The sequence below is a fragment of the Lentzea flava genome (genome assembly GCF_014648475.1).
In the GTDB taxonomy this organism is placed as follows: domain Bacteria; phylum Actinomycetota; class Actinomycetes; order Mycobacteriales; family Pseudonocardiaceae; genus Lentzea; species Lentzea flava.
Map to the genome: position 1 here is coordinate 1 of NZ_BMRE01000097.1, position 15,632 is coordinate 15,632.

At 65.4% G+C, this 15,632-nt stretch carries 13 protein-coding genes and 2 pseudogenes; 9 read left to right on the forward strand and 6 right to left on the reverse strand.

Annotated features, from left to right (window positions below; all coding sequences use genetic code 11):
• The 4 genes from IEZ09_RS44490 to IEZ09_RS44505 all read left to right on the forward strand — a co-directional run.
• A partial coding sequence (locus IEZ09_RS44490) for a glycoside hydrolase family 15 protein (RefSeq protein WP_229813514.1) occupies positions 1 to 585 on the forward strand: 585 nt, incomplete at its 5' end.
• Between the two features lie 4 nt (positions 586 to 589).
• Positions 590 to 1,060: a response regulator transcription factor gene (locus IEZ09_RS44495; protein ID WP_189259903.1), complete on the forward strand. Its 471-nt coding sequence runs from the start codon at positions 590 to 592 to the stop codon at positions 1,058 to 1,060.
• An 891-nt stretch (positions 1,061 to 1,951) separates the two neighbouring features.
• Positions 1,952 to 2,185 carry a hypothetical protein gene (locus tag IEZ09_RS44500; protein WP_189259904.1) on the forward strand — a complete coding sequence of 78 codons (234 nt, stop codon included), beginning with the start codon at positions 1,952 to 1,954 and terminating at the stop codon, positions 2,183 to 2,185.
• A 209-nt stretch (positions 2,186 to 2,394) separates the two neighbouring features.
• Positions 2,395 to 2,544 carry a hypothetical protein gene (locus tag IEZ09_RS44505; RefSeq protein WP_189259905.1) on the forward strand — a complete coding sequence of 50 codons (150 nt, stop codon included), beginning with the start codon at positions 2,395 to 2,397 and terminating at the stop codon, positions 2,542 to 2,544.
• 1,689 nt (positions 2,545 to 4,233) lie between these two features.
• Here IEZ09_RS44505 and IEZ09_RS47185 read toward each other — a convergent pair.
• The 3 genes from IEZ09_RS47185 to asnB form a co-directional block, all read right to left on the reverse strand.
• Positions 4,234 to 4,404, reverse strand: coding sequence for a hypothetical protein (locus tag IEZ09_RS47185; RefSeq protein WP_229813515.1), 171 nt, complete (start codon positions 4,402 to 4,404; stop codon positions 4,234 to 4,236).
• A gap of 242 nt (positions 4,405 to 4,646) precedes the next feature.
• A complete protein-coding gene (locus IEZ09_RS44515) occupies positions 4,647 to 5,849 on the reverse strand; it encodes a cytochrome P450 family protein (protein WP_189259906.1) in 1,203 nt (400 codons plus the stop codon).
• Between the two features lie 28 nt (positions 5,850 to 5,877).
• Positions 5,878 to 7,719, reverse strand: coding sequence for an asparagine synthase (glutamine-hydrolyzing) (asnB, locus tag IEZ09_RS44520; protein ID WP_189259907.1), 1,842 nt, complete (start codon positions 7,717 to 7,719; stop codon positions 5,878 to 5,880).
• A gap of 443 nt (positions 7,720 to 8,162) precedes the next feature.
• Between asnB and IEZ09_RS44525 the strand changes: the two genes are divergently transcribed.
• On the forward strand, positions 8,163 to 8,681 hold the full coding sequence (locus IEZ09_RS44525) for a thioesterase II family protein (protein ID WP_189259908.1): 519 nt from the start codon (positions 8,163 to 8,165) through the stop codon (positions 8,679 to 8,681).
• Positions 8,682 to 9,265: 584 nt separating this feature from the next.
• Entirely contained in the window at positions 9,266 to 10,075 is an 810-nt protein-coding gene (locus tag IEZ09_RS44530) for a CPBP family intramembrane glutamic endopeptidase (RefSeq protein ID WP_189259909.1), read from the forward strand.
• A 105-nt stretch (positions 10,076 to 10,180) separates the two neighbouring features.
• Here IEZ09_RS44530 and IEZ09_RS44535 read toward each other — a convergent pair whose 3' ends face one another.
• Positions 10,181 to 11,266 carry a trimeric intracellular cation channel family protein gene (locus IEZ09_RS44535; RefSeq protein ID WP_189259910.1) on the reverse strand — a complete coding sequence of 362 codons (1,086 nt, stop codon included), beginning with the start codon at positions 11,264 to 11,266 and terminating at the stop codon, positions 10,181 to 10,183.
• 1,146 nt (positions 11,267 to 12,412) lie between these two features.
• Between IEZ09_RS44535 and IEZ09_RS44540 the strand changes: the two are divergent.
• Positions 12,413 to 13,066 (forward strand): annotated as a pseudogene (locus IEZ09_RS44540) (response regulator transcription factor).
• 34 nt (positions 13,067 to 13,100) lie between these two features.
• On the opposite strand, the gene IEZ09_RS44545 reads toward IEZ09_RS44540, so the two are convergent.
• The gene (locus IEZ09_RS44545; RefSeq protein ID WP_189259911.1) at positions 13,101 to 13,457 is read right to left on the reverse strand and encodes a hypothetical protein; all 357 of its coding nucleotides are present in this window, start codon (positions 13,455 to 13,457) and stop codon (positions 13,101 to 13,103) included.
• Between the two features lie 37 nt (positions 13,458 to 13,494).
• On the opposite strand from IEZ09_RS44545, the pseudogene IEZ09_RS48065 reads away from it, so the two are divergent.
• Positions 13,495 to 13,653: pseudogene (locus IEZ09_RS48065) on the forward strand (two-component sensor histidine kinase); the annotation flags it as partial.
• 42 nt (positions 13,654 to 13,695) lie between these two features.
• Here the strand turns inward: IEZ09_RS48065 and IEZ09_RS44550 are convergent.
• Positions 13,696 to 13,878 (reverse strand): hypothetical protein, encoded by a 183-nt coding sequence (locus tag IEZ09_RS44550; protein WP_189259912.1) that lies wholly within the window; start codon positions 13,876 to 13,878, stop codon positions 13,696 to 13,698.
• Between the two features lie 19 nt (positions 13,879 to 13,897).
• On the opposite strand from IEZ09_RS44550, the gene IEZ09_RS48070 reads away from it, so the two are divergent.
• Positions 13,898 to 14,209 carry a sensor histidine kinase gene (locus tag IEZ09_RS48070; protein WP_368856226.1) on the forward strand — a complete coding sequence of 104 codons (312 nt, stop codon included), beginning with the start codon at positions 13,898 to 13,900 and terminating at the stop codon, positions 14,207 to 14,209.
• Positions 14,210 to 15,632: the final 1,423 nt, after the last annotated feature.

Sequence of the window (15,632 nt, forward strand, 5' to 3'; positions counted from 1 at the left end):
TGGGAGGAGCGGCACGCGCCGCGCCACCACGTGTACTCGAAGGTCATGTGCTGGCTGACGATCGACCGCGCGATCAAGCTCGGCGAGCAGTTCGGCCGGGAGCTCGACCCGTCGTGGGTGCCGTTGCGCGACACGATCGCCACGGACGTGCTGAAGAACGGCTGGAACGACGAGGTCCAGTCGTTCACCACGGCCTACGACGGCGACGACCTGGACGCGGCCTCGCTCTTCGTCGGCCTGTCGGGCCTGATCGACCCGGCCGACGAGCGCTTCCAGTCCACGGTCACCGCCATCGAGGCCGAGCTGCGTTCGGGCTCGACCGTCTACCGCTACCACCGCGACGACGGCCTGCCGGGCGACGAGGGCGGCTTCCACCTGTGCGCGGCGTGGATGATCGAGGCCTACCTGCTCACCGGCCGGCGCACCGAGGCCGAGGAGCTGTTCGGCCAGATCGTCGCGGCCGCCGGCCCCACGGGCCTGCTGCCGGAGGAGTACGACCCGGTCGCCGAGCGCTCGCTGGGCAACCACCCGCAGGCGTACTCGCACCTGGGCCTGATCCGCTGCGCCCAACTGCTGTCGGAGTAGCCGAATGCCCTCAGTCCTATTCGTCGAAGACGACGAGGCGATCCGCAGCGTGCTCCGGAGAGCGCTTGCTGAGGCCGGCCACTCCGTCGTCGCGGTCGGTACTGCCGCGCAGGCGTTGAGAGAGACCGCGGCGGGAGCCCCTGACCTCGTGGTGCTCGATCACGGCCCCCAGGTAGTCGTGGACGCGCTGGAGATCAATCCGCGTATGCGCGAGGCCACACTCCACGGAGAGCCACTCGAGCTGACCTGGCGCGAGTTGGACCTGCTGGTCTACCTGACCAAGCGTCCGGACGGCATCGTAACCCGGCGCGACCTGTTCGAACACGTCTGTAGCGAGTCATACAAGGGCTGCGACCTGACGCTGAACGTTCATCTGTCACGGCTGCGCCGCAAGCTCGGCAAGACCGCTGTGAACCCTGCTTACCTCCACATGGCTCGCGGCGTGGGCGCGACCAGCCACGGTTTTCCTGGTTGAAAATGAACGGTTCTCGCAAGGTGCTCCGAAACAGATTCTCCTCAAGGAGCTGATTGTGGACGAAGAACTGGCGCAGGCGCCAAACCGCGTGTCGGTTGCGGCACGCCGATACCGCGAGTTGTTCGGCTGGCACACGCACGCCGTCGGAAACGCCGTTGTCGCCACCCTGGATGCGGCACTCGGCGCTGTTGTCGTGCCCGCGACAGTAGTACTCGACGTGTGCTCCCGGTTGGAGAGGTGCGGTGAACCGTGCCCGACGTTGGTGACGGCTGACCCCATGCATGCCTGGCTCGTGCTAGCCAATACTGTCGATCACGAGCCGTGGGTTGATCTACCGTTGGGAGTGCGAGTGCTGCCGATGTCCACCAGATTGCTGCTGCCTCCGTCCACAGTGGATGGCCGAGAGGTGCGCTGGGTGCGTGAACCGCGCGCGGACAAGCGGTGGCTACCTGCGGTGGGCGCGGTGCTTTGCGCGGCACGTACCGAGTTGGGATAGCGCGCTCGTCAAGGTTTGTCGTGTCGGATCGAGCCGAGAGATCGCCGGTTGATGCGACACGTCTCGGCTGGCCGATCCCGAAATAGCGGCAGGTCATGGCCGTGTGTCCACTGACTTCCTCGACGTGGCGCAAGACAGCCAGGCGATGACGCGCCTGGCGGCCCAATTGAGGAAACTCAGGCCCGCCGTCCCTGGGGCGTGCCAAGACCATCCGCAAGGCCGCCAAGACGAACACCCGCTCTCCGGTCTCAGGTGCCGCAACCGATCCCTCAGCATCTACTGTGGATCCACGTCGCGTGGCCTGACCGTCCGCACTTGTGAAAGGCCGATATTGTTCAACCCCGAGGACGGTTGATCTTTGACTGCTCTACGGCTGTTTCATCGGCTGCGCGGACATGGCGTCGGAGACCACGGACGCGTTGTTGTGTGCCCCGCCCCGGCTGGAGTCGCTGCCCCACTTGACGTTGCAGCCCGAACGCCTTCGCGGACATGGCAGCGCGTACGCCGCGCTGGCCAAGGGTGAGATCGACACCACCGCTTTGCGTCGCCTGCTGGCAGACGCCATCCAGCCCGAGTTCGGCTGGTGTTCGCCGCGGACGTCTCCGGCTGGCACCGCCCGGACGCGGTGACCACTGCAGCGCGACCATGAGACGGTGACCACACCCGATCCTCGGTCGAGCTCGCGGAGGCGGCCGCCGAGCCGACCGTTCAGACCAAGCGCTCATCGCCGTCGCCGACCTGCACACCCGAATCGGACAGGCCGCATCCGCCGAGGCAGCCATCGCCACTGCGGCCGAGCTCGCCGAGGAAAACGGACAACACCGCGATGCTTGCCGACGTGGCACTGCTGCGCGCCAAGGCGGCTCGCGCCAACGGTGACCTGGCTGCGATGCCTCGACACCGGGACGAGGCGATCAGGGGGGTCGAACGTACGGGGCCCGTTCGTTGGCCGCGCATCCTGACCGACGACGCCATCGGCGCCCTCTGACCGGAGCAACGTCTGTTCGATGCCGTCCTCGACGGCAAGATGCTGGACCTCGTGGGTGACGAACAGATCGACGAGGCTGGGTGATGACACCCAAGCCCAGCACGGCCGACGACGTGACTGCCTTCGCGCGCCAGGCCAGTGCACACCGGTTGAACAGCGTCGGCGTCGTGTCTGCCGTTCCCTCCAGCACGGCGGGAAGGTGCGGTGGCGATTCAGCCTGTGCACGGCAGAACGTTCGGAATTGCCCTTGTGTACCTATTGGGTCGGCCGGTCGGGTTACGGCAGTTGGTCAGATGTGGTGAGACGCTATGAACGTTGATAGCCTGTTTTCGTGTGATACTCGAGGCTTCAGCGATGAGATGCGTCAGTGGGCGCCTGGTGTGTCTCGTGGGCCATCTGTCGACCCCTCACTCCCGCAGGTCAGGTCGTTCCGGCTTGCGCCGAAGAATTGAGTGTCACTCGAAGGTGACGGCTCGCTCACGGTATCTCCCCTCGGATCCGTTGAGCGAGCCGTTGCCATGCGCGAGGTCGCCGTTTGAATAGCCGACATGGGTAGGCTTCCAGTCGCGCTTGGTCGCCGCACGTTGGGGCGAAATTGTGTTTCACGCCTGTCACCTGGATTGCGCCGCCTTGGAGCAAGATTGGTCGTGTCGGACCGTTAGGTGGCTGGTGTTTTTGAGTGCCAAGGATTGGCGTGTTGCCGCCTCGGTGAGTTGGTCGCTGGGCAGGATGGCGGGGTGACGCTGGGACGGCGCCGCGCCAGACGGACTTGTTGCGTTCGACGGTGGACTACTGCCAGGACCATGTCGCGCCGGACTCGATCTATGCGATGTCGCGTCGGGAGTGCTTTGCTCTGTTCCCGGACGAGATGTTCACTGATCTGTTCACCCGTGCGGGGCGGCGGTCGGTGCCCCCGATGATCGTGGCGGTGGTGATGGTGCTGCAGCGCACCGAGGGCTTGTCGGGCCGGAAAGCGGTGGAGCGGTTTTTCGATGTCCGGTGGAAGTACGCGGCGGGTGGCCTGGATTTAGACTCTCGCGCTGCTGGAGGGCCACAAGCTCGGCATCGGGGTCGAGCAGGCGGCACGGCTGCTGGCCACCGCACTGGGACAGGACGTGGCCGAGGGATCCGACGGGGTGTTCCGGATCGCGCGCAAGGTCCGCCGGACCGGCTCATCTCGACCGTCGCCCCGAGACCCGCGGCACGGGCACAAGACCAGCTCCCGCGGATTCGACGGCTAGCTTCATGGAATGTGGCCGTCTTGCGTGCGCGTGATCTCAATGAATTAGCTGGTGGAACGCAAACCTCGGTTGAGTGAAGTGCCTTCGTGCTCGGGGCGACTCGCCGGACCGGCATCTACAGCAAGGATTACCCGGTTGAGTGAAATACAGTCCTTGGATACCGGGCCCCCGCATAGACGACATGCAGCAGGACTGACGTGTCCCGCTTCTCCGGGCGAGAAGCGGGTCAGCAATCTGTTCCCGCGACGACCACGCTTCGCTCGCAAGACCAGAGATGATGAGGAGGTTGGGGCGAGTGGGATGGAGCAGGGCGTTGCTCATCGGTGTGGACGATTTCGCGACACTGGTTCAGGCGGGTGAGGAGCCGCGGCTAGGCCGCAAGCAGTGACCAGGCTCGGCTCCGCAGACGAGGTCACATCGGCCGTGAGGACGTCCTGGAGCGTCTCGACTACGAGATCACGACTCTGCGGAATCCGGACTCACCGAAGCTGGTCAGCGCGATCACCAAGATCTCGACGGTGACGACGAGGGCGTGGTTCCCGCGTGCGGCCTGGACCGGCCTTGGCACGTCCACTCGCCGTACCCACAGGGCGATGATCAGCAGGAGTGTTGGCCACACCAGGTAGAACTGCTCCTCAACCGCAGTGCTCCACAGGTGCTCGAACACCCTGTCCGGCCGAATCGGTCCCAGTGGTCGGCTGGCCCGCGACCAGGTGCCAGTTGAACAGGTTCAGCTGGACCCACGGATCGTCCGCCAACGTCGTCCGCACCAAGTAGTACTCGTGATGGCGCTCGTTCAACCCGGTCCGATCCAACCGGCCGGGCTGGACGTCGTCCCGCGGCGACACGTGGTCGCTTGGGTCAGCGCAGCTGCACGACAAGAGATTCAAGGCCGTGCATGACAGTGCTGTCACGCCAGCGCAGGTCGTCGACCGCGGAGAGCACCTCGATGTTGGCGAACCGGTCCAGCAGCCGGCCGAAGGCGATCTCGCCCTCCAACCGGGCCAGGGGTGCGCCGAGGCAGAAGTGCAGGCCGTGGCCGAACGCGAGGTGTCCGCCCATCGGCCGGGTGATGTCGAGCCGGTCGGGGTCGGTGAACCTTGCAGGGTCCCGGTTGGCGGCCAGCCACGACACCATGACGAACTCGCCTTCCGGGATCACGACGCCCGCGATCTCGACCTCTTCGGTGGTGTAGCGCGGCGAGGACAGGATGTTCGGCGTCTCGTGGCGCAGGAACTCCTCGATCGCGTTCGCCATCAGGCTTCGGTCGGCCCGCAGCAGGGCAAGCTGGTCGGTGTGGCGGGACAGACTGAGGATTCCGCCGCTGATGAGGTTCACTGTGGTCTCGAAGCCACCGATCAGCAGCACGACGGTGACCGCGACCAGTTCGGAGGAGGAGAGCTGGTCGCCATCCTCCGACATGTGCACCAGCTGGGAAAGCAGATCGTCGGCAGGAGTCTCCCGCTTGGCCGCAATCAGCCCGTGCAGGTAGCTCGCCATCTGCATGGTCGCCGCACCCGCTGCCTCGCTCGCGCCTCCGTCGACCATCGTCTTGGACCACTGGGTGAACTGGTCGCGGTCGCTGAACGGCACGCCCAGCATCTCGGTGATGACCCGGATCGGTAGCGGATAGGCGTAGGCCTCCAGGAACTCCACTGACTCTCGCCCGGCCATGTCGTCGAGCAGCTCGTCCGCGATCTGCTCGATGCGGGGCCGTAGCGGTGCGATGGCCCGGCTGGTGAACATCCTCGTGGTCAGCTTGCGCAGGCGGGTGTGCTCCGGCGGGTCCAGGTTGAGCAGGTTCTTCGCGAAGTCCTCCGAGAACGGCGTTTCTTCATCCTCGCCCAGCACCATCCGGTGCATCCGGTCGTACACCCGCTGGCTGCTGAACCTCGGGTCCGTCGCAACGGTTCTGGCCGCCTCGTACCCGGTCACCAGCCAGACCGGCAAGCCGCTGGGCAGCACGACATGGCGGATCGGTGCGCTTTCCCGCAGTGCCGCCCCGACGACGTGCGCGTTCTGGATGAAGTCCGCGCCTAGTTCCAGCGGTCCGGTCGTGGTCATCGTTGCCTCTCCTTGGTGTGGTGGGACATCAGCCGAGCTGAAGGTCCGGCCGGTACAGGTCGATCCAGTGGTACATGTCCAACACGCGCTCCAGTCCGGTGCGGACGCGGCCATTCATCGCTGTGGGGTCCTGGCCCGCTGCGTCGACCACCCAATCCGCGTCGAAGACGTCGAACACCGGGTGACCAGCTTCGGTGAGCACCTCCTTCGCTTGTTGCTGCAACGCTTCCGCGTACCTGGTGTCCTGTGTGGACGGATAGGGACTCTTGACCCGCTCCACGACCGAGCGGGGCAGCGCCTGTGCGACCGCCGCGCGCAGCAGGCTCTTCTCCATGCCGTCGCCTGCCTTCATCGACCACGGGGTGTTGTAGACGTACTCGATCAACCGGTGGTCGGCGAACGGCACCCGCACCTCCAGGCCGACGGCCATCGACATCCGGTCCTTGCGGTCGAGCAGGGCGCGCACCAGCCTGGTCAGGTGCAGGTGGCTGCTGCGGCGCATCCGGCGCTCCAGCGCGTCCTCGGTGTCGAGGTGGTCGACCGTGGCCACAGCGGTCCGGTACTCGTCGGCGACGTAGGACTCGATGTCCAGTTCCTTGCGGAGCTCCGGCCGCAGCATCTCGGTACGGTCGCCGGTGTAGGCGTTGCTGAACGCCAGCCAGGGAAACGTGTCGGCGTCACGGGCTGCGGGGTGGTGGAACCAGGCGTAGCCACCGAACAGCTCGTCGGCGAACTCACCGGACAACGCCACCGTGTGCTCGGCGCGAATGGCCCGGAACAACAGGTACATCGAGGTATCGATGTCCCCGAGGCCGATCGGCATGTCCCGTGCGGCCACGACTGCCCTGCGCACCTCCGGGTCGACCAGAGCGGCGGAGCTGAGCACGATGTCGTGGTGCACCGACCCGACGTGCGCGGCGACCTCACGGACGAATGGTGAGTCGGGTGTCTCCCGCAGCTCGTCCGGGCGGAAGTTCTCCTCATGGCCCGCGAAGTCCACCGAGAAGGTATGAGCGCTCTCACCTCGAGCCTGAAGCTCCGCCGCCGCGATCGCGGTGACCGCGCTGGAGTCCAGTCCGCCGGACAACAGTGCGCACTGTGGTACGTCCGACACCGTCTGGCGGCGCACTGCATCTCCGAACAGCTCTCCGACCCGTTCGATCGTGGTCGCCAGGTCGTCGGTGTGCGGGGCGGTCTCCAGGCGCCAGTACGTGTGATGCCGCATGCCTGCACGGGAGACCGTCACGACTGTTCCCGGCTCGACCTCGTACATGTTCTTCCACAGTGACCAGCCGGGCGCTTTGGTGAAGCCCGCCAGCTCGCGCAGGCACCCTGCGTCCACCGTGCGTGGGAACGCCGGGTTGGCCAGAATCGCCTTGGGTTCCGATCCGAACAGCACACCGTCTGGAGTGCGGTGGTAGTACAGCGGCTTCACTCCGACCCGGTCGCGGACCAGTACCAGCTTGTCGGTGCGTTCGTCCCACAGTCCGAAGGCGTACATGCCGTTCAGGCGTTCGGCGACAGCCTCGCCCCACTCCAGGTAGCCGCGCAGCACCACCTCGGTGTCGCTGCTTGTGGCGAAGCAGTGGCCATGGCCCTCCAGTTCGCCACGGAGGTCCCTGAAGTTGTAGATCTCGCCCGAGAATGTGAGCACCACAGCGCCGGATGGTGTCCTGGCCTCCATCGGCTGTACACCGCCAGGCAGGTCGATGACGGCCAATCGGCGGTGTCCCAGTGCGACATTGCTGCGCACCCACATCCCAGACGCGTCAGGTCCGCGATCACCCAGCGACGCCGTCATCGCCTCGATGATCGGCACGCTGCCGGTGAGATCGCCGTCGAACGCTACCCATCCGGTGATTCCACACATCTTCGCTGCTCCTGTCGTTGCTTGTGGTCGTCGTGATTTCGGATGCCCGCTCCCGTGATCGTGTTCGGATAGTCCTTTGTGGATGCTTGGCAAGGTTGCCTGTCCGTCTGGAACGGGCTCTGCGACGGTGAGCGCCCCTGGGCAACTGTGATCACGAAAGCCGAGTCGGGCCTCAGTGCGCGCCGGTTCGCGCCAAGCCGGACAGGGACGGACTTGGCGACCTGTAGCGCGGGGTACATCATCAGAAACCGTCAAGGGGGTAGGAACTTCTGCCCGATCACACCTCGTATCGAGACGGCAGTTGACGCGGATGTTGGTAAGCCTAACTGTCCCTTGCGGACAGCTTGAAGGCGGTAATGACATCGATAATCACTACCAACTGTGTTTACGATACCTCATCGAGTGATACGAGTGATGCGGAGGGCTGGTCGTGGTAGTGAAGCGTGGTTGCGTACCCAGGCTGCGGGCGGCGGCACGGATTGTGCGCCTGCCGCACGTCGGCGGATTGGCGAGCATCTTCCACGCTGGGAGACGCTTGCCGCCGAGGTGTACGCCGTGCGGATTGTCGGCCGGGTGGATCGCATCGGAGATTCCTGTGCGGCAAGCGTCCCGGAACTGCACGGGCCGTTGTCGAGTGGTGTCGAAGGGCAAACTTCTCGTCCTTTCCGGGCACTCACTCGGCCGAAGTCGAGGCCCGATCGATTTTCCTGCCACCGATTCGCGCGGACTTCCGCATCGCCGAGACCTACGCGTCCCGCCTGGGACCGCTGCCGTCCTGTCCTGTCACGGCGGTGCTCGGGTCGGCCGACCGCGAGGTGGCGCCGGAGCAGGCCCTGCACTGGGTGCGGCTCACGTCCGGCCCGTTCGCGCGGCACGTGCTGCCCGGCGGGCATTTCTACCTGGTGTCCGAAGTGGACGCCGTCCTGAGCATCGTCGCGGCGACCCTGGAGATGAACGTTTGAGCGGCGCGTCCCCTGGACAGCCGACCCGCTGGAGACAGCCACGGCGCTGGCGCGCGCGAGTGTCGAACCGCACGTGGTCTTCGAGAACTGGGGCGTGGTGTGGTTCGCGGAGGGGGAGACCGAGACCGTCTGCGGCGGGATCGAGGGGCTGCCGGCGTTCCACGGCCGGACCGCCTACGGCTGCTGTGATGCATCTGTCTACTGTGGACTGTACTGGTCGCGGTCGTCGCTGTCGATTCCTACGAGATCGCCTTGCTTCCGGATACTTTCACAGACCTCGGTGTCGTCGTCGCACGGGTGTCGGACGAGACCCGTCACGCTGTCGTTGGCCGCGCCTTGCGCTCCGGCACGGCCGCCAATGAGCGAGCTGCGATGGCAACCGCCGGTGCCGGGGCCAGGCAAGCGTTCCCGCCTCATCATGGCCGATCTGCACATGCGGCAGGCAGTTCGGCGCTTCTAGACTTGTTCGCATGGAACCGGCAGATCGAGGCGCAAACATGGTCGCGCCACCGTACCACGCCTGCACGGCGGTCCCATATCACCTGCTCGGCCGCGAAGCGCGGTACCGCTGGTGGCGTCCACTCGTGGAGATCGGTCTTTTCGCCGTGTTGTTCTGCGCGTTCGTGCTGGCCTTCACGGTACTGGCCTATGGGCTCGCGGCCGCGTTCGGCGTCTCCAATCATGACGGTGTGTTCGCTGATCCAGTGTTGGACATCTTCTTCGGGTTCGGCATCGTGGCGGTGACGCTGCCTGCCGTCCTACTGGCCGTGCGCTGGGCAGGAAGCCGGCCATCGGGCACGGTGTCCGCTGTGGATGGTGGGCTGCGGTGGGCCTGGCTGTTCGACTGCGCGCGCTGGGCCGCCGCGGCCATCAGTGTGGTACTCGTGGTCGGGTTGCTCCAGGACGGCTGGGAATCGGCGAGGTGGCCCGGTTGGGGTACCTGGGCGCAGTTCGCGCTGATCGCCGTGCTGGTGGTGCCGTTGCAGGCCACCGCGGAGGAGTACCTGTGCCGTGGCTGGTTGCTGCAGGTGATCTCCTCGTGGACACGCTTACCCTGGCCTGCGGCAGTGCTCACGACCGCGCTGTTCGTAATGCTGCACGACTACACCGATCCGCTGGTGCTCGCGGACCTTGCGGTGTTCTCATTTGCGATGTGCTGGTTGACGGTCCGCACCGGCGGACTCGAAGCCGCGATCGCTCTGCACGTCGCCAACAACGCGACGGGCATGCTCGTTGCGACCACCCAGGGAATCCCGAGCCTCGACCAGAGCGGGGACTACACAGTGGCGCAGGTCCTCCCTGGCACCGTGACCACGCTCGCCTACGCCTGGTGGGTCGATCGGCGAGCGCGTTCAGCTGCGGAAACCCGCGTTGTCAAATCTGCGACTGGCTGATGGGTCCAGGGGCTTTGGTCGTGAGTCGTTGGGCAGTGGCGCGGCTCTCGAACTGGTGGTCACGCAGCTGCACGAGTGACTATGGGGCCAACGCCGGATGCTCGGTCAGTCGGACGTCCACCGGGTTTCAGGTCCAGCGCGTCGAACTTCCGTTTGATGAACGCGGGGATCAGCGATGGCCGGACGAGCGGCGCTGCCGGACCGGTGAGCTCGATCAGCATGCGGGCCTGGGGCTTGCCCGGCCTGTGTCGTTTCTGGCCGTCGCCGTGAAGGATGCTCCTGGGCGGGGCTGCCGGTTGGAGGATGGGCCGGGTGGGCCGCGGTTGACGACGCGCGGGTGCTCCCTGTTTCGGTGCGGAAGGCTGCGGGGCGCACATCGCTTGCACGGTGCTGGTTGGTGAAGGGTGTTCGGTTGCCGGGCGGACGGCGATCACGCGGAGGAGGATGGCGAGCAGCTTGCCGCGGGGCTGGGTTCGCTTTGGTGGGTAACACGTGTGGCGGCGTCATCGGACTGTGTGTCGCTGTGAAGCGAGGCAACGGCAGTGTGCGTTCGGCGCCGTCTTCGGGGAGAAGGTTTTTCGGCTTTGTCTCCTTTGTTCGTCTGACAGGTAGGTTCCAGTCGAACAGCACCGCAGCCATGCGCGTGGTGAAGATGATGAGCATTGCGACGAGTGTCGTCATCTGGTTGGGCAGCAGGTGGTACTGCTGGTCCAGTGCCAGGATAAGCGAGCCTGCGAGTGCGGGTAGCGCGTAGAGCTCAACGCGCAGCACGGAGGGGATTCGTCTCAGCAGCATGTCGCGGAGAACGCCGCCGCCGACACCGTTGAGCATGCCGATCATGGTGGCGACGTGCACTGGGGTTGCCAGTTCCATGGCTTTGGTGGTGCCGGTGACGGCGAACAGGGCGAGTCCGATGGCGTCCGCCGCCTGGAGCAGGAGCCGATGCCCGGTCAGTCTCGGGTAGAGGCAGAACACGAGCATCGCGGTTGCGGTGCAGGCCACCAGGTACCACCAGGTGGCCATTCCCACGGGCGGGTGGACGCCGAGCAAGATGTCACGGATGACTCCGCCGCCGATGGCGGTGACGATTGCGGATACCGTGACTCCGAACAGGTCGAGCCGGGCCCGGATGGCTTCGGTGGCTCCGGCGACCGCGAATGCGACGATGCCGATTGCTTCTAGGATGAACAAACAGCATCCCTTCTCGGTATGTCCAGCAGCCACCGTAGTCGCCGTAGCTGGTCCGGAAGCCGGCCTCAGTTGAGCCTTGCCCTGAAAGCCGGGATCGTTGCACGAATGCTCACACCTGCTGTGCGGTGCCGACGCGTTCCGGACGTAAAGCAACACATCTCAGCAGTGGTGGCCGGCGTCGGAAACTGTGCTTCGAATCGGCGGGCGCGTCTTCGTGGCCGCCGTCAACGACGAGTCTGGATCAGAGGTAGGAGGATCTCGTCGACGATTGCCTCGACTTCGCGGGGATCCACGTGGTCGCGCCTCCACACCTTGTGGGTGATCATGCATGGTGCCGGCGAGGCGACGCGCTCGAACAATGCGGGTGGCGGTGCCTGTGTGCGATCAACCGGCGCAACGTACGACCGCGCGGCTCCTCCGCGACTCGTGCGAGGTGCATGAACAGGATGGTCAGATCGGCTTGCAAGAGCCCGTGCGGGGCGGTGGGGACTCCCCAAACCGATGGCCGGGTTGGTCGACGCCGCAAGGACCAGCTCAGCCGGCGATCGAGCCGTCACGCCGCCACCGCCGATCAGGCAGCTGTCACCGCCTCATCTCGCAGAGCCCGCAGCCTGATCAGGCGCTGCTACGGCAGGGCGGGAACACCGGGCGTGCCGGCCGGGACACCGGGCAGAGCCGGAACACCGGGCCCACCGGCTGGAGTACAGCTGTTCTCGTCCGACTCACCGGCCGCGGTGCCCGCGACGTGGCCAGTGATCGCCGGCGTCACCAGCGGGCACAGGTATTCCGGGCGCGAGCGGGGTAGCCGGCACCGGGACTCCCTGCATGGGCGGGGTGTGCGGCCTTGGGCACGAGATAGTCTCGCCACTGGACGTCGCCTGGTCGGCGACGGAGTCAGCGAGTGCGGACGAGGACGCGGCGAGGCCGGCCACGATGAGCGGACGAGCGAATCGAGTCTTCTTCATTTCAGACCCTTTGCTTGACACTGATCATCCCAGGCGGTCGTCCGGAATGACACCACTGTGCGGGAAGCATCGGAAGATGCGCGGTAGGGGGCTTATCTTCACTTATTTAAGGTCGGGTAGGCCGAGTTCCCCTTGTGTTCCCCACGCTGCCTCTGTGATTTGTTCTGTTGTATCACGACTTATGTGCATACTGGTTGTGGGCGACCAGAATATGATGGCGGATGCGATTGGAGAAGGGTTGCGCGACAGCGCTCTAACTGTCGACGTCGTCTACGACGGCTCAGCCGCGCTCGACCGCTGCAGCGTGAACCGCTATGACGTGGTGGTGCTCGACCGTGGCCTCCGGTCGTGTACGGCGACGACGTGTGCCGCAGGATCGCCGGTGAGCACCCAAATACGCGAATCCTGATGCTCACAGCGGCCGCAGAGGTGACCGACCGGATCTTCGGTCTGGAGCTGGGCGCGGATGACTACCTGCCCAACCCGTCTGTCTTCGCGGAACTCGTCGCCAGGGTTCGTACGATGGGAGGCGGAACAGGCTCGCGGTGCCGCCAGTGCTGCGGCGTGCGGTGTGGTTCTCGACCCCGCGCGCTACCGGGTGCTCCGCGCCGATCTGCCGGTCTCACTCACCAAGAAGGAGTTCGCCGTGCTCGAGGAACTGCTCCGCGCGAATGGCGCGGTCGTCTCAGCGGAAGAGCTTCTGGAAACCGTGTGGGACGAGAACGTCAATCCGTTCACCAATGTCGTGCGAGTGACGATGACTTCGTTGCGGCGAAAGCTGGGTGAGCCTGCGGTGATCAAGACCGTCTCGGGTGTGGGGTACCGGATCCCGTGAAGCATTGGCCGCTGCGGGCGAGGTTGACTTTCGCCTATGTCGTGTTGACCGCGGTGTCCGGCATGATCATGCTCGGATTGATCGTGCTGCTCTCGGAGCGCGTGGTGCCCGCGGGCACCACGACGTTCGCGGTACCGGTGCGCCATCTGACGCTGCGGCACCGCAACACCCGATGCCGCAGCCGGTTGAGCCGGTGGCTGACCTGGGCGCGATCACCTACTCGTCGATGATCAGCAGCGGCCTCATCGCGCTGGTGGTGGCGATGGTGGTCGCCGCAGTTCTCGGTTGGATCACCGGGGCCGTGCCCTGCGCCCGGTGCGGCCATCGCCGCGGTCGCGCAACGGGCAGCCGACCACGCGCTGCACACGAGAATCCGGCTGGACGGGCCCACCTATGAGATCAGGGAATTCGCCGGTGCCTTCGACCACATGTTGGCCAGGCTGGAACGGTCGTTCACGAGCCAGCGGCGGTTCCTCACCAACGCCGCACACGAGCTGAAGACGCCAGTCGCGACGCAGCGGACTCTGATCGAGGTGGCACCGGCCCACCCCACCGCTGGGGGCGACGGTATGGCGCTGGGCCGCAGGCTCCTCGACGGCCTCGACCACCAGCAACGCCTGATCACCGGACTACTCGCCCTGGCACAGGACTCGGGCACCATCTGTCGCGACGAACTCGTGGATCTGGGCAGGGCGGTCCATGACGCGCTGGAGAACCGGCTCGCTCTCGCCACCGAACGGGTTGAGCTTCTGCTCGACCTCAACGTGGGCAAGGTGCGCGGAGACTCGGTCCTGCTCGGCCAGTCGGTGCACAACCTCGTGGACAACGCGATTGTGCACAACGTGCCAGGCGGCTGGGTGTCCGCGCGTACGGACAGCGACGGCACCACCAGCCTCATGGAGATCGTCAACGGCGGTCCACGCGTGGACCGCCGTTCTGGCGGACCAGCTTTTCGAACCGTTCCGCAGATTGTGCTTCGACCGGGCGGATCCGCCGCCCGGCAACGGGCTCGGTCTCTCGGTCGTGCGGGCGATCGCCGAAGCACACGACGGTTCCGCCACCGCCCGCCCACGTCCGGAGGGCGGCCTGGTTGTGCGGGTCGTTCTACCCGCAGCGGCAGCCGGTGGCTGTTGGATCGTATGAAGTCGGCCGTCAACTCCTGGGCGTTGCGTATTCATCGGAGGTCCCTCCAGGTGTGCCAGGGGACCGGAGGTTGGCATCCCCGTCGAGGTCGCCGTCATGGTGCCAAGTCCAGGTGATGGCGAGTTTGCGCAGCCTGTCGGGGCGATACCTGCTGCCGTCATTCCCCGAACCAAGTGAGAGGTGACGATGTCCGTGACTTTGCGTTGGACGGACTTATTCTTCATGAGATCGGAACAAGCGCCAGTGCTGGTTGCGAGTATGTCCCTCTGTAATGCACCGAAACGGTCTCATATTCGGTGCGGAATGCGGCCATCGCTCTGCGTTGGGGTTTCGAGGTTGAGCGGCGCCGTCCAGTCCGGCGTTGACGATGGAAGCGTTCATCAACGTGACGTTTGGGGAAGCTCCCTCGTCCATCTGGTGGCAGGGTCGATGCCCGGCCCTTGCGCACTGTGCCACGGCCGAGGTGCGCTGGCAGCACAGCCGACCCGTCAGAATGCCCAAGTAAGCCGAACAGATCAATTACCTGCCCGCAGAGGATTGCCAGGGGTGCGACGCGTCGGTTCGTTCGTGACGTTATGCAACCGCATGGTCACTCATGCTGTGTCCAGGACGTTGCCTGAATGGACACAATGCGCGTCCATTCAACCCTGGCTGCTTGACTTCCCTCGCCTTAGCTCGCCCCGCGTGCCTGGTGTGTGGCGTGAGAGGTTTTGGCCGGAAGGGCAGGTTTGTTTTCACCTGTGGCCCCTGAACGTCTGATCGTGCAGGTGCGTTGCTGTTGGTGCGTACATTGAGAGCGTGGGAGACGTAGGTCGTTGAGAGGAGGTGTGTTGTGTCGTCTCGGCATGTGTTCTGCGGTGAGCAACTGGGCCCTGGCCGCGGTTCTGTCGATTGCCGGGAGATGCAGCAAGCCTGTGCTGGTGTCTGCGGGTGTCCGGTTGTCGGCCTGCTGGGCATTGCGTTGGTGCGGTGGTTGCGGGATGAGTGGTTTGGGATTGAGTCGGCTTTTGAGGAGATGAGGGGTGAGTTTTTGGGTCGTGCTGGCGGGTTGGGATCGGTGCCGAGACTGACGCGGTCGAACGAGGCGCTGACTCGTCTCGACTGGTACTCCGAAGCGGGCAACACGGAGATTGTGCGCCAGGTTGGGAAGTTCGTGAGGATGGCGGATCCGGCCCAGACGTCCGGGGTGCCGCCTTTCGCAAGCGAACTGGCACACCGGGATACGAGTGTCCAGCATCTGAAGCCCCCAGCCCTGGGCATTGCCGGGTTTCATGAATCCGGTGTGTGGACCGGCGTATCGGCCAGGCGATGTCGGGTTTGTGCAGGACGATGGGTGGTGGGGTTGTGGTTGTGGTTGTGGTTGTGGGGTTGGTGTGGTGGGTCGGGGTGTCGTGGGGTGCGCGGGTGTGTCCGTGTGGTCGTG